Origin of the sequence: Adhaeribacter aerolatus, from assembly GCF_007991635.1 — a bacterium.
Taxonomy (GTDB): domain Bacteria; phylum Bacteroidota; class Bacteroidia; order Cytophagales; family Hymenobacteraceae; genus Adhaeribacter; species Adhaeribacter aerolatus.
Genome location: NZ_BJYS01000007.1, coordinates 57,223 through 74,896, shown reverse-complemented (window position 1 = coordinate 74,896; position 17,674 = coordinate 57,223). Strand labels below are relative to the sequence as shown.

Genomic DNA, 17,674 nt, shown 5'->3' with positions numbered 1-17,674 from the left:
TACCTAAAGCTGTTTTAAGTAGATTCAGAATTAATATAATAAAATAAAAATAGCTGCCTGTGGTTAATAAAACTATGCCTGATTTGTTAAAATGCAAGCCACAGGCAGCTAAATTTAAAGGCTAATGTTATTGAATAAACTTAAAATACATTTTTTTCTTCTACTTATATTTATGTTGGTAAGTATCCTGCCCGGCTACGCCCAACGAAAAAATAATAATAAATCCAAATCAAAAGATTTCTTTAAACCAAAGTCGCCGCAGATTAAATATGTGCGTCCGGACACAACGGTTTTAATTAAGTACGAGGATTATCCGGATGATAAATCTGATGCCGGTAAATCTGTTCCTTTTAACCCCGCTAAAAAACTTTCGATTGTTAACGAAGATACATCCTCGCTGGACCTGGGCCAGCAGAGCATTGTGGAAATGTCGGAAGAAGTGCTGGTAGATAGCACCTGGATTAAAGTGGCAGGTTATTATTACATTTGGGATACCAAAAACATTAACCCCTATCAAATGGACGGTCGCCAGATAAAAGAAGAAATTCCGTTAAAGCTAGTAGATGCAGCTAACAAGCGGTACAGCAAAATGCCCCTAATCCAAACGCCCGTTACATCGGATTTCGGATTTCGGGGTTACCGATGGCATTATGGTACCGACCTGGATTTGGATACTGGCGATTCGGTACGGGCAGTTTTCGATGGGGTGGTGCGAATTTCGAAATGGGATGGCAGCGGCTACGGAAATTACCTGGTGGTACGGCATTATAACGGCTTGGAAACCTTGTACGGACATCTGAAACAAGCTATTGTAAAAACAGGCCAATACGTAAAAGCCGGCGAACTGATAGGATGGGGAGGAAGTACGGGTCGTAGCACCGGGCCTCATTTGCATTTTGAAGTACGTTATCAGGGAAACCCCTTAGACCCGGAACGCGTTTATGATTTTCCGGATTACGCTCTGATGTCCGAAGAATTTAAAATTTCGGCCGCTTTGTTTAATTATTATAACCAAACCAAGCGCTCGTCCAGTCGCAGCCGGGCCAGTTCGGCCAGGAGGGTAGTCAGTCACAAAATCCGGAGCGGCGATACCCTGAGTGGCATTGCCAAACGGTATGGCGTTTCTGTGTCGCAGCTTACCCGTTTAAACGGCATTTCCAGTCGTACCACGCTTCGCCCCGGGCGCAGTATTCGTATAAAATAATATTATGAAATTAGATATTCTGGCTTTTGCCTCGCACCCCGACGATGTGGAATTAGGTTGTGCCGGCACTATTATTTCGCATATTCGCCAAGGCAAAAAAGTAGGTGTGGCCGATATTACCCAAGGTGAGTTAGGTACCCGCGGAACGCCCGAAATCAGGGCACAGGAATCTGAAGCGGCCTCTAAATTACTGGGTTTACACGTTCGGGTAAATTTAGGTTTGGCTGACGGTTTTTTCCGGAGCGAGAAAGACCAGTTACTGGCGGCGGTAAAAGTAGTGCGGCAGTTTAAACCCGAAATTGTTATTGCCAATGCCGTTCACGACCGGCACCCCGACCATGGCCGCGGTTCCGCATTTGCTTCAGAAGCCTGTTTTCTGGCTGGTTTAAAACAAGTTAAAACTACTGATGAAACTGAGCAGGAGCAGGAAGCCTGGCGTCCTAAAGCTGTTTACCATTATATCCAGGACCGTTATATTCAGCCGGATTTTGTGGTAGATATTACCGACTACTGGGAAGAAAAACTGGAAACCATTAAGGCCTTTAAATCCCAGTTTTACGATCCGCAAAACACGACTCCCAACACCTATATTTCGGATCCCAACTTCTTAAAATTTGTAGAAGCCAGGGCCCGCGAAATGGGGCATGCCATTGGTGTTGTTTTCGGCGAAGGTTTTACCAAAGAACGCCAATTAGGTGTCCGGAATTTATTTGATTTAATTTAAGAAGATCGGTTCTTTTTCCAGTTAGATTCAGTTGGATGATTGGAGATTGTGCCGGATGCGGCTGTTTGCGGCCGGGCTTGCTCGTAAATAAAAGCAGCTAATACAGCAGCAACCTGTTCAGCTTCGGGTGCTGGGGTAGGAATTAAACTTTCTGGCCCAAAATAATTCTGAATAAATTTGGTATCGAAGTTTCCGGAGCGGAAAGCTTCGTGCTCCATTACAAACTTCCCGAAAGTCAAGGTGGTTTGCACCCCGGTAATCTGGTATTCTGCTATCGCCCGAATCATGCGGTCGATGGCTTCTGCCCGGGTTTGCCCGTAGGTAATTAATTTGGCAATCATCGGGTCGTAATAAATAGGTACTTCCATTCCTTCTTCAAAGCCGTCATCTACCCGCACGCCTAAACCCTGCGGCCTTTTGTAAGTGGTTAACCGGCCAATATCCGGTAAAAAATTATTCAGCGGGTCTTCGGCGTACACCCGTAGCTCCAATGCATGACCCGATATTTCTAAATCTTCCTGTTTAAAAGACAAAGGCTCGCCCTGCGCAATTTTAATTTGCTCCTTTACCAAATCCAATCCGGTTATCAGTTCGGTTACGGGATGCTCTACCTGCAGCCGGGTGTTCATTTCCAGGAAGTAGAATTGAAGATTTTCATCTAATAAAAATTCTACGGTACCGGCCCCCACGTAATTACAGGCCCGGGCTACCGCTACGGCACATTGTCCCATTTGCGCCCGCAAGGCCGGGGTTAGTACCGCCGATGGCGCTTCTTCAATTACTTTCTGGTGGCGGCGCTGGATAGAACATTCGCGTTCAAACAGATGCACAATATTACCGTGGGTATCGCCCAGCACTTGTATTTCGATGTGCCGCGGCGAACCAATATATTTTTCAATAAAAACAGCGCCATCGCCAAAAGCCGAAACAGCTTCGTTAACGGCCAACTGCATTTGTTCTTCGAAGGCACCTGCTTCTTCCACCACGCGCATACCTTTACCCCCCCCGCCGGCACTGGCCTTAATTAAAATAGGGAACCCAACTCTTTCGGCAATATTTTTAGCTTCGGCAATATCCGTGATGGCTTGGTCGGTACCCGGTACCATCGGAATATTATAGTTGGCCACCGCAGCTTTAGCTGCCAGCTTACTACCCATTAAACTTATAGATTCAGGCTCGGGACCAATAAATATAATACCAGCGGCGGCGGCAGCTTGGGCAAAGGCAGCATTTTCCGATAAAAAGCCATAACCCGGATGAACAGCATCTACTGCTAGCTTTTTACAAACCTCCAGAATAGTATCAATTTTCAGGTAAGAATCAGCGGACTTCGGCCCTCCAACACAAACGGCTTCATCGGCATAACGCACATGCAGCGCGTTCCGGTCGGCCTCGCTGTAAATGGCCACTGTTTTAATGCCCATTTCTTTGGCCGAGCGCATAACGCGTAAGGCAATTTCGCCCCGGTTGGCCACTAATATTTTTCTGATTTTATTCATAATCGAATTACCTTACCGCAACTCAAAGAAACAGTATTACCCGCTAATATAAAAATAGGAGCCTCTTAAAATAACGTTAAAAGGCCGGGCGGCAACATTGGATATGAAAAGATAAAACTATAAATTTGTGCCCACCAAAAGGGTTCAGTTTAAGGTTAATAGACTGAACTTTATTTAATTGATTTTTTATAAAAAAATTGAGATAGTGGATTTATTCGAAAAATTACTTGCTAACCGTGGCCCTCTAGGAAGCCATTCGCATTACGCTCATGGTTACTTTACTTTCCCGAAGTTGGAAGGAGAAATTAATCCCCGCATGACTTTCCGGGGAAAAGAAGTGCTAACCTGGAGTTTAAATAATTATTTAGGTTTGGCAAACCATCCGGAAGTGCGAAAAGTAGATGCCGAAGCCGCTGCTGAGTGGGGTATGGCTACGCCGATGGGAGCCCGGATTATGTCGGGTAATAGTACACAGCACGAATTACTGGAGTCTGAATTGGCTGATTTTGTGCAGAAAGAAGACGCGTTACTTTTAAATTTTGGTTACCAGGGGGTTGTTTCGATTATTGATGCCCTGGTAGACCGGCACGATGTTATCGTTTACGATGCAGAATCACACGCCTGTATCATCGATGGTGTGCGGCTGCACCAGGGTAAGCGTTTTGTATACGCCCATAACAACATGGATAACCTGGAAAAGCAGCTGCAGCGGGCAACCCGCATGGTAAACGAAACCGGTGGTGCCATTCTCGTAATTACCGAAGGGGTATTCGGTATGTCGGGAAACCTGGGGAACTTGCCGGCAATTGTGGCTTTAAAAGAAAAATATAAATTCCGGCTATTTATTGATGATGCCCACGGATTTGGTACCCAGGGTAAAACCGGTGCCGGAACCGGCGAGCATTTTGAGGTGCAGGACGGCATTGATGTTTATTTCTCTACCTTTGCCAAATCCATGGCCAGTATCGGCGCGTTCGTGGCCGGTCCGGAGCAGGTTATCGAATATTTGCGCTACAACATGCGCTCGCAGATATTTGCCAAATCGTTGCCTATGCCACTGGTAATTGGCGCTTTAAAGCGGTTGGAGTTATTGCGTACCCAGCCACAGTTAAAAGATAAGCTATGGGAAATTACTTACGCGCTGCAAAATGGCTTGCGGAGCCGTGGTTTTAATATTGGTACCACGCAATCGTGCGTAACACCGGTTGTTTTAAAAGGACAGATACCGGATGCTACTGCCCTTACTTTGGATTTACGCGAAAACTTTAGTATTTTCTGTTCTATTGTGGTGTACCCGGTAGTGCCAAAAGATGTTATCATGCTCCGGTTAATTCCTACTGCCGCGCATACTTTAGCCGACGTGGAAGAAACAATCAGCGCTTTCGAGAAGATTGCGCAGAAGCTGGAACAGGGACAATATTCTAAACAAACTGCAATACCGGCTGTTTCGTAAAAGAAATATTACCCAGATCGACTTTAAATAGTAAAAAAAGCTGTTTTTTTTGCTTCTAATTCAATTTTTACTATATTAGAGCGATCAAATACATGTTCCACACACATAACAAAAAACAATGAACAAGTTCAGTAAAGTAAGAGATTTAGTAATGTCGCTGGAAGCGGATTTCGAAAAGTTCTATGAGAAGGGCAATTCCGCAGCAGGTACGCGTGTTCGTAAAGGTATGCAAGACCTGAAGAATTTAGCGCAAGACCTTCGGAAAGAGGTGCAGGATATGAAAAATAACACTGCCAACGAAGACGCAGCTAAAGCAAGCAAAGCCAAAAAGTAAGCCAACCTTAATTAACGCTGAACACAAACAAAAAAGGTGACCAGGAAGGTCACTTTTTTTATTTATAGCCAGTAGGGGGCTTGCCCTAATAAACTGTTCTGGTAATTCTTAAATTAACCTCCTTATTAATATTAATATGGCAGATTGTAAACCTGACATATTTAAATTATGAAGCTGTTTTGAGCAAGAACGAGTGCTATTGGTAGTGTTATCACCACTAATTTTAAGCTACGCAGCACCCTTGCTGGATTATAAACTAGCAAGGGCAGCGGTTTACTTTACTTAAACAACTAAACAAGTTCTCTGCTACTATTCAGTTACCGCCAGTAGGTAATAATTTTTCTTGCCTTTCTGTACCACCAAATATTTATTGTGCAGTAACTCAAAGCCATTGCCGGCATCGAATAAACTTACTTTTTGCCGGTTAATGTTTACCCCACCATTCTGGATCATGCGCTTGGCTTCGCCTTTCGATTCAAAAACCTGCTGCTGGGTAGCGTCCGCTAATAAATCCGGTACAGTAGCCGCCGATTCAAAATCTGACCGGGAAACCGAAACCAGAGGTACGCCTTCAAAAACCGTTAGCAATAAGTCTTCCGATAATTTCTTCAAGGCATTAATATCGCCTTTACCAAACAATATTTCGGATGCCTCTACAGCGGCCATGTAATCTTCGGCGGAATGCACGCGGGTAGTTACTTCTTTGGCCAAGGCTTTTTGCAAAGTGCGCAAATGCGGCGCTTCGTCGTGCTGGCTTATTAAGCCTTCAATTTCTTCTTGGGGTAAAAGGGTGTAAACTTTAATCAGCTTTTTTGCTTCGTCATCGGCCAGGTTCAGCCAGAACTGGTAAAACTGGTACGGCGAAGTTAAGTTCGGGTCGAGCCACACATTGCCGCCTTCAGATTTACCAAACTTAGTACCATCAGACTTGGTAACCAGCTTCCCTACTAAGGCAAAGGCTTTACCACCGTCTATTCGCCGGATTAACTCAGTACCGGTAGTTATATTGCCCCATTGGTCGGAGGCTCCCATTTGCAGCAGCACGTTTTTATGCTTGTACAAATGGTAAAAATCATAGCCTTGCAGCAACTGATACGAGAACTCGGTGAACGAAATACCTTCGGCGCGGCCTTCTCCTTCTTCGCTTACATTCAGGCGTTTTTGCACGGCATCTTTTTTAATCATGTAATTCACCGTCAGGTGTTTGCCTACTTCCCGCAAAAAGCCTAAAAAGGAGAAATCCTTCATCCAATCGTAGTTATTTACCACTTCGGCCGAGTTGGCGCCGCAGTCAAAATCCAGAAATTTTTCTAACTGTTTTTGAATGCCCGCCTGGTTAAATTGCAACGTTTCTTCCGAAAGCATGCTGCGTTCCGAAGCTTTAAAAGAAGGGTCGCCAATCATGCCGGTAGCGCCGCCTACTAAGGCAATAGGTTTATGACCGGCCCGTTGCAAATGCACCAAAAGCATAATGGTGGCCAGGTTGCCAATATGTAAAGAGTGGGCTGTAGGGTCAAAGCCAATATAACCGGTCGTCATGCCGGAAGCTAGTTGTTCTTCGGTGCCGGGCATGAAATCGTGCAGCATGCCCCGCCATCTTAATTCTTCAATCAGGTTCATGGTATGTAATTAGCGGTAGTGGTTTAATAACCAGCTATTTTTAGCGGTGCAAAGATATGGGAAAAATCAAGCTGTATTATATAATTGCAAGCGTAAAAGCCCGGTAGTAGCGCTCGGGAGCAAAATTTTAACCTTTCCGGCAAGCTATTTTTGGTCTGAATTTTGAATGGGCTCAACCAACAAAAGGAAAAACTGCTGTTTAGGACGATTGACCGGTTATCCTATTTAATATCCAGGTAGGTCAAATCGAATACCTGCTTTCCTTGTTCCTTCGGGTTTACTACCGTATTTTTGTTTTATGACTGCCGACGAAATTTTAGTAAAATTAAGGAATAAACAATACGCACCGATTTACTTCTTGCAGGGCGAAGAACCTTATTATATTGATTTAATCGCGAATTTTATCGAAGAAAAGGTTTTATCGGAAAGCGAAAAAGGTTTTAACCAGGTGGTTTTGTACGGCAAAGACGTAGATATTGCTACTATTCTGCTGCAGGCTAAGCGCTACCCCATGATGGCCGAACGGCAGGTAGTGATTGTAAAAGAGGCCCAGGCTACAGCCGATATCGACAAAGAATCGGGTATAAAGCAACTGGAAGCTTATTTTCAGAACCCATTGCCCAGCACCGTACTGGTATTTTGTTATAAACATAAAGTACTGGACGGCCGCAAAGCATTTGCCAAAACCGTAAACAAACACGCCGTACTCCTCACCACCAAAAAACTGTACGATAACCAGGTACCCGCCTGGATTAACAGTTATATCAAAAACAAAGGCCTGCAGATTAATCCCAAGGCTACGATGCTTTTGAGCGAGTACATTGGGGCCGATATTTCGCGGCTTGCCAACGAAATAGACAAACTCGCCATTAACCTGAAAGAAGGGCAAACCATTTCGGAAAACCTGGTGCAGGAAAATGTAGGCATCAGCAAAGATTACAATATTTTTGAGCTCCAAACGGCCCTGATTAACCAGGATGTGCTAAAGGCTAACCGGATTGTTAATTATTTCGAAGCCAACCCGAAGAATAATCCCCTGATTCCCAATATTACCTTGCTGTTCTCTTTTTTTACGAAACTCCTTTGCCTGCACGCATCGCCCGATAAATCTGAAAGTGCCATTAGCAAGAGTTTGGGTAACCGCAGTTTTTTGGTAAAAGAATATGTGCAGGCCATGCGCCTGTTTAATTATGGCCGCACGGTGCAAATTATTCATTTTATCCGGCAGGCCGATCTGCAATCGAAAGGCATCGAGGGCGGCAACATGGGCGACGGCGAAATTTTGCGGGAATTGGTTTTTAAAATTCTGCACCCGATTCCGGAAGAAGTTTTAGCGGTTTAAACCAATATTTAACCTGGCGGGGGCGTTATGTAGCAACACCCGGTTTAGACCTTAACCAGAGGAAAGAACTCCTATTAAAATTTCTTCCGGTTCCAAACTTCCGGTTAAAAACTGCTTTCCCGCAACCTATTTTTTATTATTTTTGACGACTCAGAAGTTCCGGAAGCACACCGGTCAAGACAATTGGTATGAATAAATTCCACAAGATAATCATTACATCGGCTTTGGTAAGCGGCGCTCATTGGGCAGAAGCCCAACACCAGCAAGCATTTACTTCGAAAGAACGTTTTTATCAGGAAGGGTTGGAATTATTCGATCGGCAGTTGTACGGGGCAGCGCAGCAGGCTTTTGCCAAATACGTAAGCTTGCAGCAAGACGATGCCCAGGCTGCCGATGCCCAATATTATTATGCGGTAAGTGGCCTGTATTTATTGCATAACAATGCCGAAAATCTAATCCTGGATTTTGCCAGTGCTTACCCGGCCCACCCTAAAGCGTCGCTGGCTTACTACGAACTTGGTCTTTTTTACTTTAATAAAAAGAATTACAACAAGGCCGTAGAATATTTAGAAAAAGTACCCACGAATAAACTGGATAACAAGCAAGCCAAAGAAGCGGAGTTTAAGCTGGGCTATGCATATTTTGCCCAGAAAGATTTTAAAAAGGCCAAACCGCTTTTCGATCGGAGTAAAACTGGCGACCACGGTTTTGTTTATGCCGCTAATTATTATGCCGGTTATATAGCCTACCGCGACGGTGATTACGCCAGTGCCAAAAAAGATTTACGCGAGGCGGAAAAAAATGAAGCATACAAGCAGATTGTGCCGTACATGCTCACCGAAATTTCTTACAAGGAAGGTGATCTGAAAGAAGTAGTTTCGTACGGGGAACGCGTGTTAAAAAGTAATCCGCTGCCACAAAATGCCGACGAAATCCGGGCTTTGGTAGGAGATGCTTATTTTCAGCAGGGCGATTACAAGAATGCCAACCGGTATTTTAACGAGTATGTGAAAGGCAAACGCACTATTGAAGATAACCTGGAGTATAAAATTGGTTTTTCTTATTACAAAGTAGACGATTATAAAAACGCTATTACTTACCTGAAGAATGTGGCCTTGCAAAAAAATGCTTTAGGGCAGAATGCCGCCTACCATTTGGGTTTAAGTTACCTGAAAGAGAAAAATCCGCAGTTTGCCCTAACGGCTTTTGACCAGGCCCGCCGCCAGGAGTTTGACAAACAAATTACCGAAGCTTCTTATATTAAATACGCCCAGCTTAATTACGAAACCGGCAATTTCAGTGAAGTGATTAATGCCATGGCGGAGTTTAACAAAAAATTCCCCAAGTCAAAATTTGCTTCCGAAGCCGACGATATTTTAAGCGAATCGTACCTGAACTCGAATAACTACGCCGAAGCCATCCGGCACATCGAAAGCCTAAGTAACCGCAGCGAACGTATTAACCAGACCTACCAGCGGGTTACCTATTACCAGGGTGTAAAATTGTTTAACGACAGCCGTTTTCAGGAAGCGGTACAAATGCTTGATAAATCGCTGCAATTTCCTTACGACAATGAATTAAAAGCAGCCAGTCATTTCCTGAAAGGCGAAGCTTACTCGATTGCGCAACGGTATAACGATGCCATTAACAGTTACGGCGCCGTTTTCCGGACCGCTAAGGCGAATAAAACCGAATATTACCCAAAGACCCGTTACGGCATTGGCTACGCTTATTACAATACCAAACAATACGATAAAGCCCAGACGCATTTTAACGCCTACATTTCCGACAGCGAGGCCAAAAGCAACCCGGCTTACCTGAATGATGCGCTCATCCGGCTGGCCGACTGTTATTACATTGCCAAAAATTACCCGCAGGCCCTGAAACTGTACGATCAGGCCATTGCTCAGAACGCTCAAGACCGCGACTACGCTTACTTTCAGCGGGGTGTAATATTTGGCCTTACCGGCCGGCGCGAAGAAGCCGACCAGAGCTTACGTACTTTGCTAGCACAATATCCTAAATCGCAATACGCCGACGAAGGAATTTACCAGAAAGCCATCCTTGATTTTGAAGCCGGCAGTTATGCTACCGCTATATCGGGCTTTTCTGATTTAATTGTGAACCGTTCTGCCAGCCGTTTGGTACCTTTTGCCCTGCAAAAAAGAGGCCTGGCTTATAATAACTTAAAGAAGCCAAACGAAGCTATTGCGGATTTTAAACGGGTTTTGGATGAATATCCTTCCTCTAAAATTGCATCCAATGCTTTACTGAGTTTGCAGGAAACCATGGCGGCCAATAACCAGAGCGAAGGCGTAGAGCCGTATATTGCCCGTTTCCGGGCGGCTAACCCACAAAGCAATGCCCTGGAAAGTATTGAGTTTGAGGCAGCTAAAACCTTGTACTTCAACGAAAAATATGCCCAAGCTATTACCAAGCTCGAAGCTTATATAAAAGCTTACCCCAACACCACTTTTGCCGGCGATGCCAAATATTTCCTGGCGGACGCTTACCTGAAATCAAACAAAAAGGATCAGGCCCTGGTGCAGTTTAGACAAGTAGTGGCCGATAACCAAACCGAGTACATGAACCGGGCGTTGCAAAGGACCGCAGAACTGGAGTTTGAGGGTAAAAACTACGCCGAAGCGATTAAATATTATAGCCGCCTCAGCGAAACGCCGGCCAACAAGCGGGAGCAAGCGAATGCTTTAATGGGTATGATGCGAAGCTACTTTTTGCTGAACGATTATGCTAATACCACCAAGGTTGCCGATCAGTTAATTGCCGAAGGAAATGCAGCCCTGAATGCTTATAACTCGGCGCTCCTGTTTAAGGCCAAGGCAACTTATGCGCAGGGCAATCTAGATGAGGCCCTGAAACAATTTACGGCTACGGCTACTTCGGCTACCGATGTAAACGGCGCTGAAGCCCAGTACGCTATCGCCGAAATATATTATAAGCAAAACAAATACAAAGAGTCGCTGGAGGCAGCTCAGAAAGTAAGCGCCAACTTTGCTAATTACGACTACTGGCTGGTAAAATCGTTTTTGCTGATCGCCGACAATTATGTGGCTCAGAAAGAAACCTTCCAGGCCAAAGCCACCCTTAATTCTATTATCGAAAATGCCACCATTAAAGAACTGGTAGACGAAGCTAAAGCTAAATTGACCGCCCTGGACCAACCAGCCGCCGCTCCGGCCCCTGCGCCCGATACTACCAGTACCAGTGAGGCAAATCCAAATAAGTAATTAAAGCAAAGCGCTAATAGTCCCGATATGAGTAGTAATCTGAAAAAAATAAGTTTAATTACGTTTTGCAGCCTGGGTGTTTTCTGGTCATTGCCATTGGCGGCCCAGCAAACCGGCTGGGGCGAAAAAAATAAACTCGAAGACGCGGAAATTGTAGTGGAAAAAAACCGCGTGAACGAATTGCCGGAAGCAACCCGTAATTTCGAGAAACTGAGAATTCCGCCGCCCGAAAAAAAGCCGCGTCAGGTAAATTACCGCTTTGCCGATTACCGGTTGGCAACTAATAATTTAAACCTGCCCATGCGGGTTTTAACCATTAAGCAAGAGGATTTGACCCAGGTAAACGGCAATTATATAAAATTGGGATTGGGCAATTACAGCACCGCTTACGTTAAAGGTTATTTTCATAACAAGCGCGACAATCAATTCTCTTACGGGGCTGATGTGAGCCACGTTGCTTCTGCCAAAGGCCCCGTGGACGGTAGCAATTCCGGCGTTTCCAATTCAGAAATTAAATTCAATGCGGAGTCGTATACCCGCGATTTGACCGTAGGCGGTAACTTGTATTACAATCATGATCGCTATAATTTTTACGGATACAGCCCTGTTATCGAAAAGATTGACCGCGATACCATCAAGCAGGTGTTTAACCGGATTGGAGCCGATATATTTTTTAACAACAAGGTATCTAAAAGTGAATTGCAGTTTCAGGGCGGCGTAGGCTTTAAATATTTTACCAACCGGTTTGGGGCCCGCGAGTCTAATATTTTAACCAATATTGGGGTAGGCTACGCCTTAGACGAAAATGCCAAAATTAACGTAGATGCCAAAGCTTCTTTTGTAGGATATAAAGATTCAACGTCTATAAACCGCGGGTATTTTAGGTTGCGGCCTTCTTACGAAAGTGTTTCGGATTTGGTAAGTTTATCGTTGGGGGCGGTTATTGCTTATACCGGCGACGAAGTAAACAATGCCCGTAAATTAAATATTTATCCGTCGGTGCGGGTGGGTTACGAAGTGGTGGATGATCAATTCCAATTATTTGCCGGCGTCGAAGGCGACCTGAAACGGGTAACGTTGCATGATCTAACCCAGGAAAATCCTTACCTGAACCAGGATGTACAAGTAGCCGACGAAAACAAAGTGCTGGATTTTTACGGCGGCTTAACAGGTAACCTGGGCAGCAGCCTGAAATTCACGGCCCGGGCCGGTTACCAGAGCTTCCGTAATTTGTATTTCTTTAACGCCAGCCAAACCGATTCTACCAAATTCGATTTAGTTTACGACAATGGTACCACCAAGGTAATCAACTTTTTAGGCGAGTTATCTTATAATTATTCCGAGCGGTTCCGGTTAGGCCTTAAAACCGAAATTAACAAATATACAACCGATTTATTAGCCAAACCATTCCACCGGCCGGCTTTCCAGACCAATATTTCGGGTAGCTATAACTACAACGATAAAATATATTTCCATACTGAGTTATATTACCTCAGCCGCACGTATGGCCAGGTTTTCCGCCGCGATAATGAAGGTATTTACCGACCTGCCCTGAAAGAGACCGACAATATAACTGACTTAAATTTAAAAGTAGATTATAGATTCTCGAATAAATTTTCAACATTTGTAATGGGAAATAACCTGCTGGGCAACCAGTACCAGCGCTTTGTTAATTACCCCAACAAAGGTTTGCAGTTGATTATTGGTGCGTCATATATATTTTAAATATGGTAGAGGAGCATATTAACAAACTTTTATTTGAGCACGATTGTGTAATTATTCCGGACTTTGGCGGTTTAATTACCCATTATGCGCCAGCCCGAATTCATCCGGTAAAAAATACGCTGACCCCGCCTTCGAAGCGCATTGCTTTTAACGAGAAGCTGAAGCTGAACGATGGTCTGCTCATCAGCACCCTGGCTTACGAACGGAAGCTAACCACCGAAGCAGCTCAAACGGAAGTAAACGCATTTGTGCGGCAACTGCAGGATTCTTTGTTGCAGCATCAGCGGCACGAGCTAAAAGGAATTGGGATATTCCGGTATAATGCCGCCCAAAAGTTAGAGTTTGATTATGTGCCGGCCGATAATTTCCTGAACGATAGCTTCGGCTTGCCCGAATTATTAGCGCGGCCCCTCGAAACGCCGGATGCGGCTAATAGTCTGCGCACTTTACTTCAGGAGAAGAGAACCGAGCAACCAGCCCCTCTTACTACATTAACCTGGCGCCGACGGCTAAGAAAAATATACGATACGGCTGCGGTGGTCGTAATTGCGGGTTTAAGCGTTACCGCCCTCTACGTTTTATCTTTACAAAACGAATACAGCCAAAGCTCTTTAAACCCATTTGCGGTGTTAAATATTGCGGCCAATACCGTTGCGCCTAAACCGGCCACGCTGGAAGAGCAAATCACCGCTATTTACCCCGAGGAGACTCCGGCCGAATTTACGGCCACCGATAATATTAGCCCGATTAATTCAGCAGCAACTGAAGAAATAAAATCAACAGAAGTAGAAAGTACCCCGGAAACTTTACCTACAGCAGAAAGTCCTGCTTCTGCCGGATTGGTTGAAACAAATAAAAATGTTGCCGCCTCTAAAACGGAGAAGTTAAAAACTGAAAACGCTAATTCTGCTGCAGTAGCTATTGTAGCTGTACCCGCCGTAGCACCCGCTAAAAAGTTGGGTATTAACATTAAGGAAGCTACCGACCGGTATTATGTAATTGCCGGCGGTTATTCAACTTTGCCAAAAGCCGATTACAGCCGGAAAGTAGCCAATCGTTTTGGCGCTCAGGGGCGGATCATCTTCCCTTTCGGAGATGGTAAGCTTTACCGGGTCTCAATCGCTGACTTTGATAGCAAAGAAGAAGCGCTGGTTTATTTACCTAAGCTTAAAATAAATTACGGAAAAAACATCTGGATACTTAAATATTAACATGCACCTTAATCTTCTCTTACAAATTACCACTACCACCACTGTTGCCGATAGCACGGCTGCCGCCACCGGAGCCACCGGGGCTCCCGAATCTGTTTCGTTACTCGATTTAGCCATGGCTGGCGGGTGGGCCATGATCCCACTTTTATTGTTATCCATTGTTGGTATTTACATTTTTGTGGAACGGTTGTTGTCTTTGAAAAAGGCGCAGGCAGCTAGTTCAATGCGGTTTGTAGATCGGATTAAAAATATGGTACTGGCCGGCGATATTAACGGAGCCAAATTATTATGTGCCCAAACCAACACGCCGGTTTCGCGCATGTTGCAGAAAGGTATCTCGCGCTTAGGCAATCCCTTAAAAGATATTGAAGCGGCTATTGAGAACGTAGGCAAAATTGAAGTAAGTAACCTGGAGAAGAATTTATCAACTTTGGCAACTGTAGCGGGGGCTGCACCAATGCTGGGCTTCCTGGGAACAGTAACCGGTATGATTCAGGCCTTTATTGCCATCGCCCAGGCCGAAGGTTCGGTAAGCCCTAAGTTACTATCGAGCGGGATTTACGAAGCGATGGTAACCACGGCGGCCGGCCTGATTATTGGTTTACCAGCGTATGTGGGTTACAATTACCTGGTTTCCAAAATTGACAAAATTGTGCATGCCATGGAGTACAGCGCCATTGAGTTTATGGATTTACTACAGGAACCACAGTTATAAACATGAATTTTCGCTCTAAAAATAAAGTTAATCCGGAGTTCAGCATGTCGTCAATGACAGATATTATATTTCTGTTATTGATATTTTTTATGCTGACTTCCAATTTTGTTACGCCTTCGGGTTTGCCGGTGAATTTACCGTCAAGTAAATCTTCTACTATTGTAATGCAGAAGATAAGCGTAACCATTACCCCAGACCTGCAATATTTCGTAAATGATAAACCAATGGCCTTCGAAAATATTGAGCCGGAACTGAAAAGTTTATTAGCCGGAACGGCTGCCGGGGGAGAAGGTGTTGTGGTATTACACGTGGACAAATCGGTACCGGTAGAATATTTGGTAAAAGTAGCCGGCATTGCCACTGAATTAAAAGCAAAAGTAACTTTGGCAACTTTGCCAACCGAATAAAATGTTAGAAACGAGCCAGGAACAAAAAGATAGGAGAATAGCCTTAACGGTAAGCATTGTTTTTCATGCCTTGCTGTTATTGCTGTTGTTTTACATTATGGCCTGGCGGGCTCCGGATCCGCCGTTGCCGGAGTTTGGCATTGAATTAAACTTTGGCATGGATGCTACGGGTAGTGGCGATGTGCAAAGTGCGGCTGTGGCCAACGAAACCCCTAACCGGGAAGACAGCCGGCCTCCCACCAAGGCCCCAACCCCCACCAAACCGGAAGTAGTAGAACCTGTGCGGACAGCCGTAAAAGCAGAGCCTCAGCAGGCGTTGGCTACGAACAACGATAATCCGGTAGCATTTAAGAAAGAAGAAGTAAAGCCTACTCCCGAGCCGCCTAAAGAAGAAGTGAAGGTTGTGGAAAAACCAAAATCTTTGTATCCGGGCAAAACTGTTACGAATAGTTCAGGTAATGGCACAGCTGGCACCAGCAATCGGCCCACCGGCAATAATAACGGCGACGACAAGGACGCCGTGGGCGACAAAGGTGACCCCAACGGCAAAATGGAAGCCAAAAGTTTGTACGGTAAACCAGGCGGCGGGGGCGGAGGCCCCAGTTTGAATATGCCGGGCTGGCGCTACGATCTTAAGCCCAAAGATGACCCGTATGAAAATGAAACCGGCAAGGTAGTTTTTCGCATCACCATTGATCCGGATGGTAACATAGAGTCAGTTCAGGTGGTAGAAACGAACGTATCGCCGCAGGTAGTAAAATGGTACCGCGACGAAGTTTTTAAAACATCTTTCAGCCGGACGAATGCGAGTGCTCCCACTGATAAAGGTGCTACTGGTACCATTACTTTCATTATCCGGTCGCGCTAGTAATTTACGCTGCGGTTTTCGCTTATGACTTACCAGGAATGCCTTGCTTATTTGTATGAGCAGTTGCCCATGTTTCAGCGGGTAGGCAGCAGCGCCCTAACCAAAGATTTAAATAATACCATTGCGCTTTGTGCAGTTGTGGGTAATCCGCAAGCTAATTTTTCCTGTATACATATTGCGGGTACCAACGGGAAGGGTAGTAGCTCTAACATGCTGGCTGCTGTGCTGCAAAGTGCCGGGTATCGTACCGGACTCTACACTTCGCCGCATTTAAAGGAATTCACCGAAAGAATTAAAGTAAACGGTGCCGATATTCCGGCCGATTATTTAATCAGCTTTGTTCAAGCGCATAAATCTTTATTCGAAGAAATAAAGCCGTCCTTTTTTGAAATGACGGTGGCACTGGCTTTTAAATATTTTGCCGATAACCAAATTGATATTGCGGTGGTGGAGGTTGGTCTAGGTGGTCGCCTCGATTCTACCAATATTATTACCCCTTTGGTTTCTTTAATTACCAATATAAGCCTCGACCACCAGAATATTCTGGGCGATGATTTAGCAACTATTGCGGCGGAAAAGGCCGGTATTATTAAAAAAGGAGTACCGGCTGTCATCAGCAAAACCCAACCCGACATTGCAGCGGTATTTACCCAAAAAGCCGAAGCTGAAGCCGCACCCCTTTACTTCGCCGACCAGGATCTAAAAGTTACTTCCCTAAAAAACGAATTAACCCGGCAATATTTTAGGGTTGAAAAGGAAAATCAGATCTTGTATCCAAATCTAGAATTAGGCTTAGCCGGCAATTATCAGCAATTTAACTTACCGGGTGTTTTAAAGACTATAGAGCTGTTAAACCAAAAAGAATTTCCGGTCCCGGCAGATGCACTGCAAAATGGTTTAGCCCGGGTAAACGAAATAACTGGTTTTAAAGGTCGGTGGCAGGTAATCAGACAGAGTCCTTTAACTATCTGCGATACAGGTCACAACGAAGATGGGATTAAACAAATACTCCAGCAATTAGAAAGCCTCCAACGTCCGGCTGTGCACCTGGTTTTGGGCTTAGTTAAGGATAAGGATGTAACTAAAATACTAAGCTTATTGCCTACCGGTTATAAATATTATTTTTGCCAGGCTCATTTGCCGCGCGCCTTACCTGCGCAAGAACTGGCGCTGATGGCAAGTGATTTTAATTTAAAAGGAAAAGCCTACCCGGATGTGAACGAAGCTTATGCGGCTGCCCGCAAAGTGGCCAATCCGGATGATGTTATTTTTATTGGCGGTAGTACCTTTGTGGTAGCCGAGTTAGCAGAATTGTAAAGAATTA

General features: G+C 44.8%; 14 protein-coding genes. 12 read left to right on the top strand and 2 right to left on the bottom strand.

Going from position 1 to position 17,674, the window contains the following annotated elements; genetic code table 11:
* Positions 1-172: 172 nt before the first annotated feature.
* Positions 173-1,204 (top strand): M23 family metallopeptidase, encoded by a 1,032-nt coding sequence (locus tag AAE02nite_RS06710; protein ID WP_146896247.1) that lies wholly within the window; start codon positions 173-175, stop codon positions 1,202-1,204.
* A 4-nt stretch (positions 1,205-1,208) separates the two neighbouring features.
* A complete protein-coding gene (gene bshB1 / locus AAE02nite_RS06705; RefSeq protein ID WP_146896245.1) occupies positions 1,209-1,928 on the top strand; it encodes a bacillithiol biosynthesis deacetylase BshB1 in 720 nt (239 codons plus the stop codon).
* Here bshB1 and accC read toward each other — a convergent pair.
* Entirely contained in the window at positions 1,925-3,427 is a 1,503-nt protein-coding gene (gene accC, locus AAE02nite_RS06700) for an acetyl-CoA carboxylase biotin carboxylase subunit (protein WP_146896243.1), read from the bottom strand. The two genes, bshB1 and accC, sit on opposite strands and share 4 nt — an antisense overlap.
* 205 nt (positions 3,428-3,632) lie before the next feature.
* Here accC and AAE02nite_RS06695 point away from each other — a divergent pair, with 205 nt between their 5' ends.
* Both AAE02nite_RS06695 and AAE02nite_RS06690 read left to right on the top strand, forming a co-directional pair.
* Positions 3,633-4,880, top strand: coding sequence for an aminotransferase class I/II-fold pyridoxal phosphate-dependent enzyme (locus tag AAE02nite_RS06695; RefSeq protein ID WP_146896241.1), 1,248 nt, complete (start codon positions 3,633-3,635; stop codon positions 4,878-4,880).
* 118 nt (positions 4,881-4,998) lie between these two features.
* The gene (locus tag AAE02nite_RS06690; protein ID WP_146896238.1) at positions 4,999-5,214 is read left to right on the top strand and encodes a BF3379 family histone-like protein; all 216 of its coding nucleotides are present in this window, start codon (positions 4,999-5,001) and stop codon (positions 5,212-5,214) included.
* 309 nt (positions 5,215-5,523) lie between these two features.
* Here AAE02nite_RS06690 and tyrS read toward each other — a convergent pair whose 3' ends face one another.
* Positions 5,524-6,834: a tyrosine--tRNA ligase gene (gene tyrS / locus AAE02nite_RS06685; protein ID WP_146896236.1), complete on the bottom strand. Its 1,311-nt coding sequence runs from the start codon at positions 6,832-6,834 to the stop codon at positions 5,524-5,526.
* Between the two features lie 298 nt (positions 6,835-7,132).
* Here tyrS and holA point away from each other — a divergent pair, with 298 nt between their 5' ends.
* The 8 genes from holA to AAE02nite_RS06645 all read left to right on the top strand — a co-directional run bounded on the left by holA (position 7,133) and on the right by AAE02nite_RS06645 (position 17,667).
* Entirely contained in the window at positions 7,133-8,176 is a 1,044-nt protein-coding gene (holA, locus tag AAE02nite_RS06680) for a DNA polymerase III subunit delta (RefSeq protein ID WP_146896234.1), read from the top strand.
* A gap of 188 nt (positions 8,177-8,364) precedes the next feature.
* Entirely contained in the window at positions 8,365-11,424 is a 3,060-nt protein-coding gene (locus AAE02nite_RS06675) for a tetratricopeptide repeat protein (protein ID WP_146896232.1), read from the top strand.
* A gap of 27 nt (positions 11,425-11,451) precedes the next feature.
* Positions 11,452-13,149: a TonB-dependent receptor gene (locus AAE02nite_RS06670; RefSeq protein WP_146896230.1), complete on the top strand. Its 1,698-nt coding sequence runs from the start codon at positions 11,452-11,454 to the stop codon at positions 13,147-13,149.
* Positions 13,150-13,151: 2 nt separating this feature from the next.
* On the top strand, positions 13,152-14,360 hold the full coding sequence (locus AAE02nite_RS06665) for an HU domain-containing protein (protein WP_146896228.1): 1,209 nt from the start codon (positions 13,152-13,154) through the stop codon (positions 14,358-14,360).
* Position 14,361: 1 nt separating this feature from the next.
* Positions 14,362-15,075: a MotA/TolQ/ExbB proton channel family protein gene (locus tag AAE02nite_RS06660; protein WP_170252536.1), complete on the top strand. Its 714-nt coding sequence runs from the start codon at positions 14,362-14,364 to the stop codon at positions 15,073-15,075.
* A gap of 2 nt (positions 15,076-15,077) precedes the next feature.
* Positions 15,078-15,482: an ExbD/TolR family protein gene (locus AAE02nite_RS06655; protein WP_146896226.1), complete on the top strand. Its 405-nt coding sequence runs from the start codon at positions 15,078-15,080 to the stop codon at positions 15,480-15,482.
* Position 15,483: 1 nt separating this feature from the next.
* Complete coding sequence (locus tag AAE02nite_RS06650; RefSeq protein ID WP_146896224.1) at positions 15,484-16,350, top strand: energy transducer TonB; 867 nt, start codon at positions 15,484-15,486, stop codon at positions 16,348-16,350.
* A gap of 24 nt (positions 16,351-16,374) precedes the next feature.
* The gene (locus AAE02nite_RS06645) at positions 16,375-17,667 is read left to right on the top strand and encodes a bifunctional folylpolyglutamate synthase/dihydrofolate synthase (protein ID WP_146896222.1); all 1,293 of its coding nucleotides are present in this window, start codon (positions 16,375-16,377) and stop codon (positions 17,665-17,667) included.
* Positions 17,668-17,674: the final 7 nt, after the last annotated feature.

Coding starts and splice junctions, on each gene's coding strand:
- AAE02nite_RS06645 (WP_146896222.1), top strand. CDS start 16,375: ATGACTTACCAGGAATGCCTTGCTTATTTGTATGAGCAGTTGCCCATG.
- accC (WP_146896243.1), bottom strand. CDS start 3,427: ATGAATAAAATCAGAAAAATATTAGTGGCCAACCGGGGCGAAATTGCC.
- tyrS (WP_146896236.1), bottom strand. CDS start 6,834: ATGAACCTGATTGAAGAATTAAGATGGCGGGGCATGCTGCACGATTTC.
- AAE02nite_RS06650 (WP_146896224.1), top strand. CDS start 15,484: ATGTTAGAAACGAGCCAGGAACAAAAAGATAGGAGAATAGCCTTAACG.
- AAE02nite_RS06710 (WP_146896247.1), top strand. CDS start 173: ATGTTGGTAAGTATCCTGCCCGGCTACGCCCAACGAAAAAATAATAAT.
- AAE02nite_RS06675 (WP_146896232.1), top strand. CDS start 8,365: ATGAATAAATTCCACAAGATAATCATTACATCGGCTTTGGTAAGCGGC.
- bshB1 (WP_146896245.1), top strand. CDS start 1,209: ATGAAATTAGATATTCTGGCTTTTGCCTCGCACCCCGACGATGTGGAA.
- AAE02nite_RS06670 (WP_146896230.1), top strand. CDS start 11,452: ATGAGTAGTAATCTGAAAAAAATAAGTTTAATTACGTTTTGCAGCCTG.
- AAE02nite_RS06690 (WP_146896238.1), top strand. CDS start 4,999: ATGAACAAGTTCAGTAAAGTAAGAGATTTAGTAATGTCGCTGGAAGCG.
- holA (WP_146896234.1), top strand. CDS start 7,133: ATGACTGCCGACGAAATTTTAGTAAAATTAAGGAATAAACAATACGCA.
- AAE02nite_RS06665 (WP_146896228.1), top strand. CDS start 13,152: ATGGTAGAGGAGCATATTAACAAACTTTTATTTGAGCACGATTGTGTA.
- AAE02nite_RS06655 (WP_146896226.1), top strand. CDS start 15,078: ATGAATTTTCGCTCTAAAAATAAAGTTAATCCGGAGTTCAGCATGTCG.
- AAE02nite_RS06660 (WP_170252536.1), top strand. CDS start 14,362: ATGCACCTTAATCTTCTCTTACAAATTACCACTACCACCACTGTTGCC.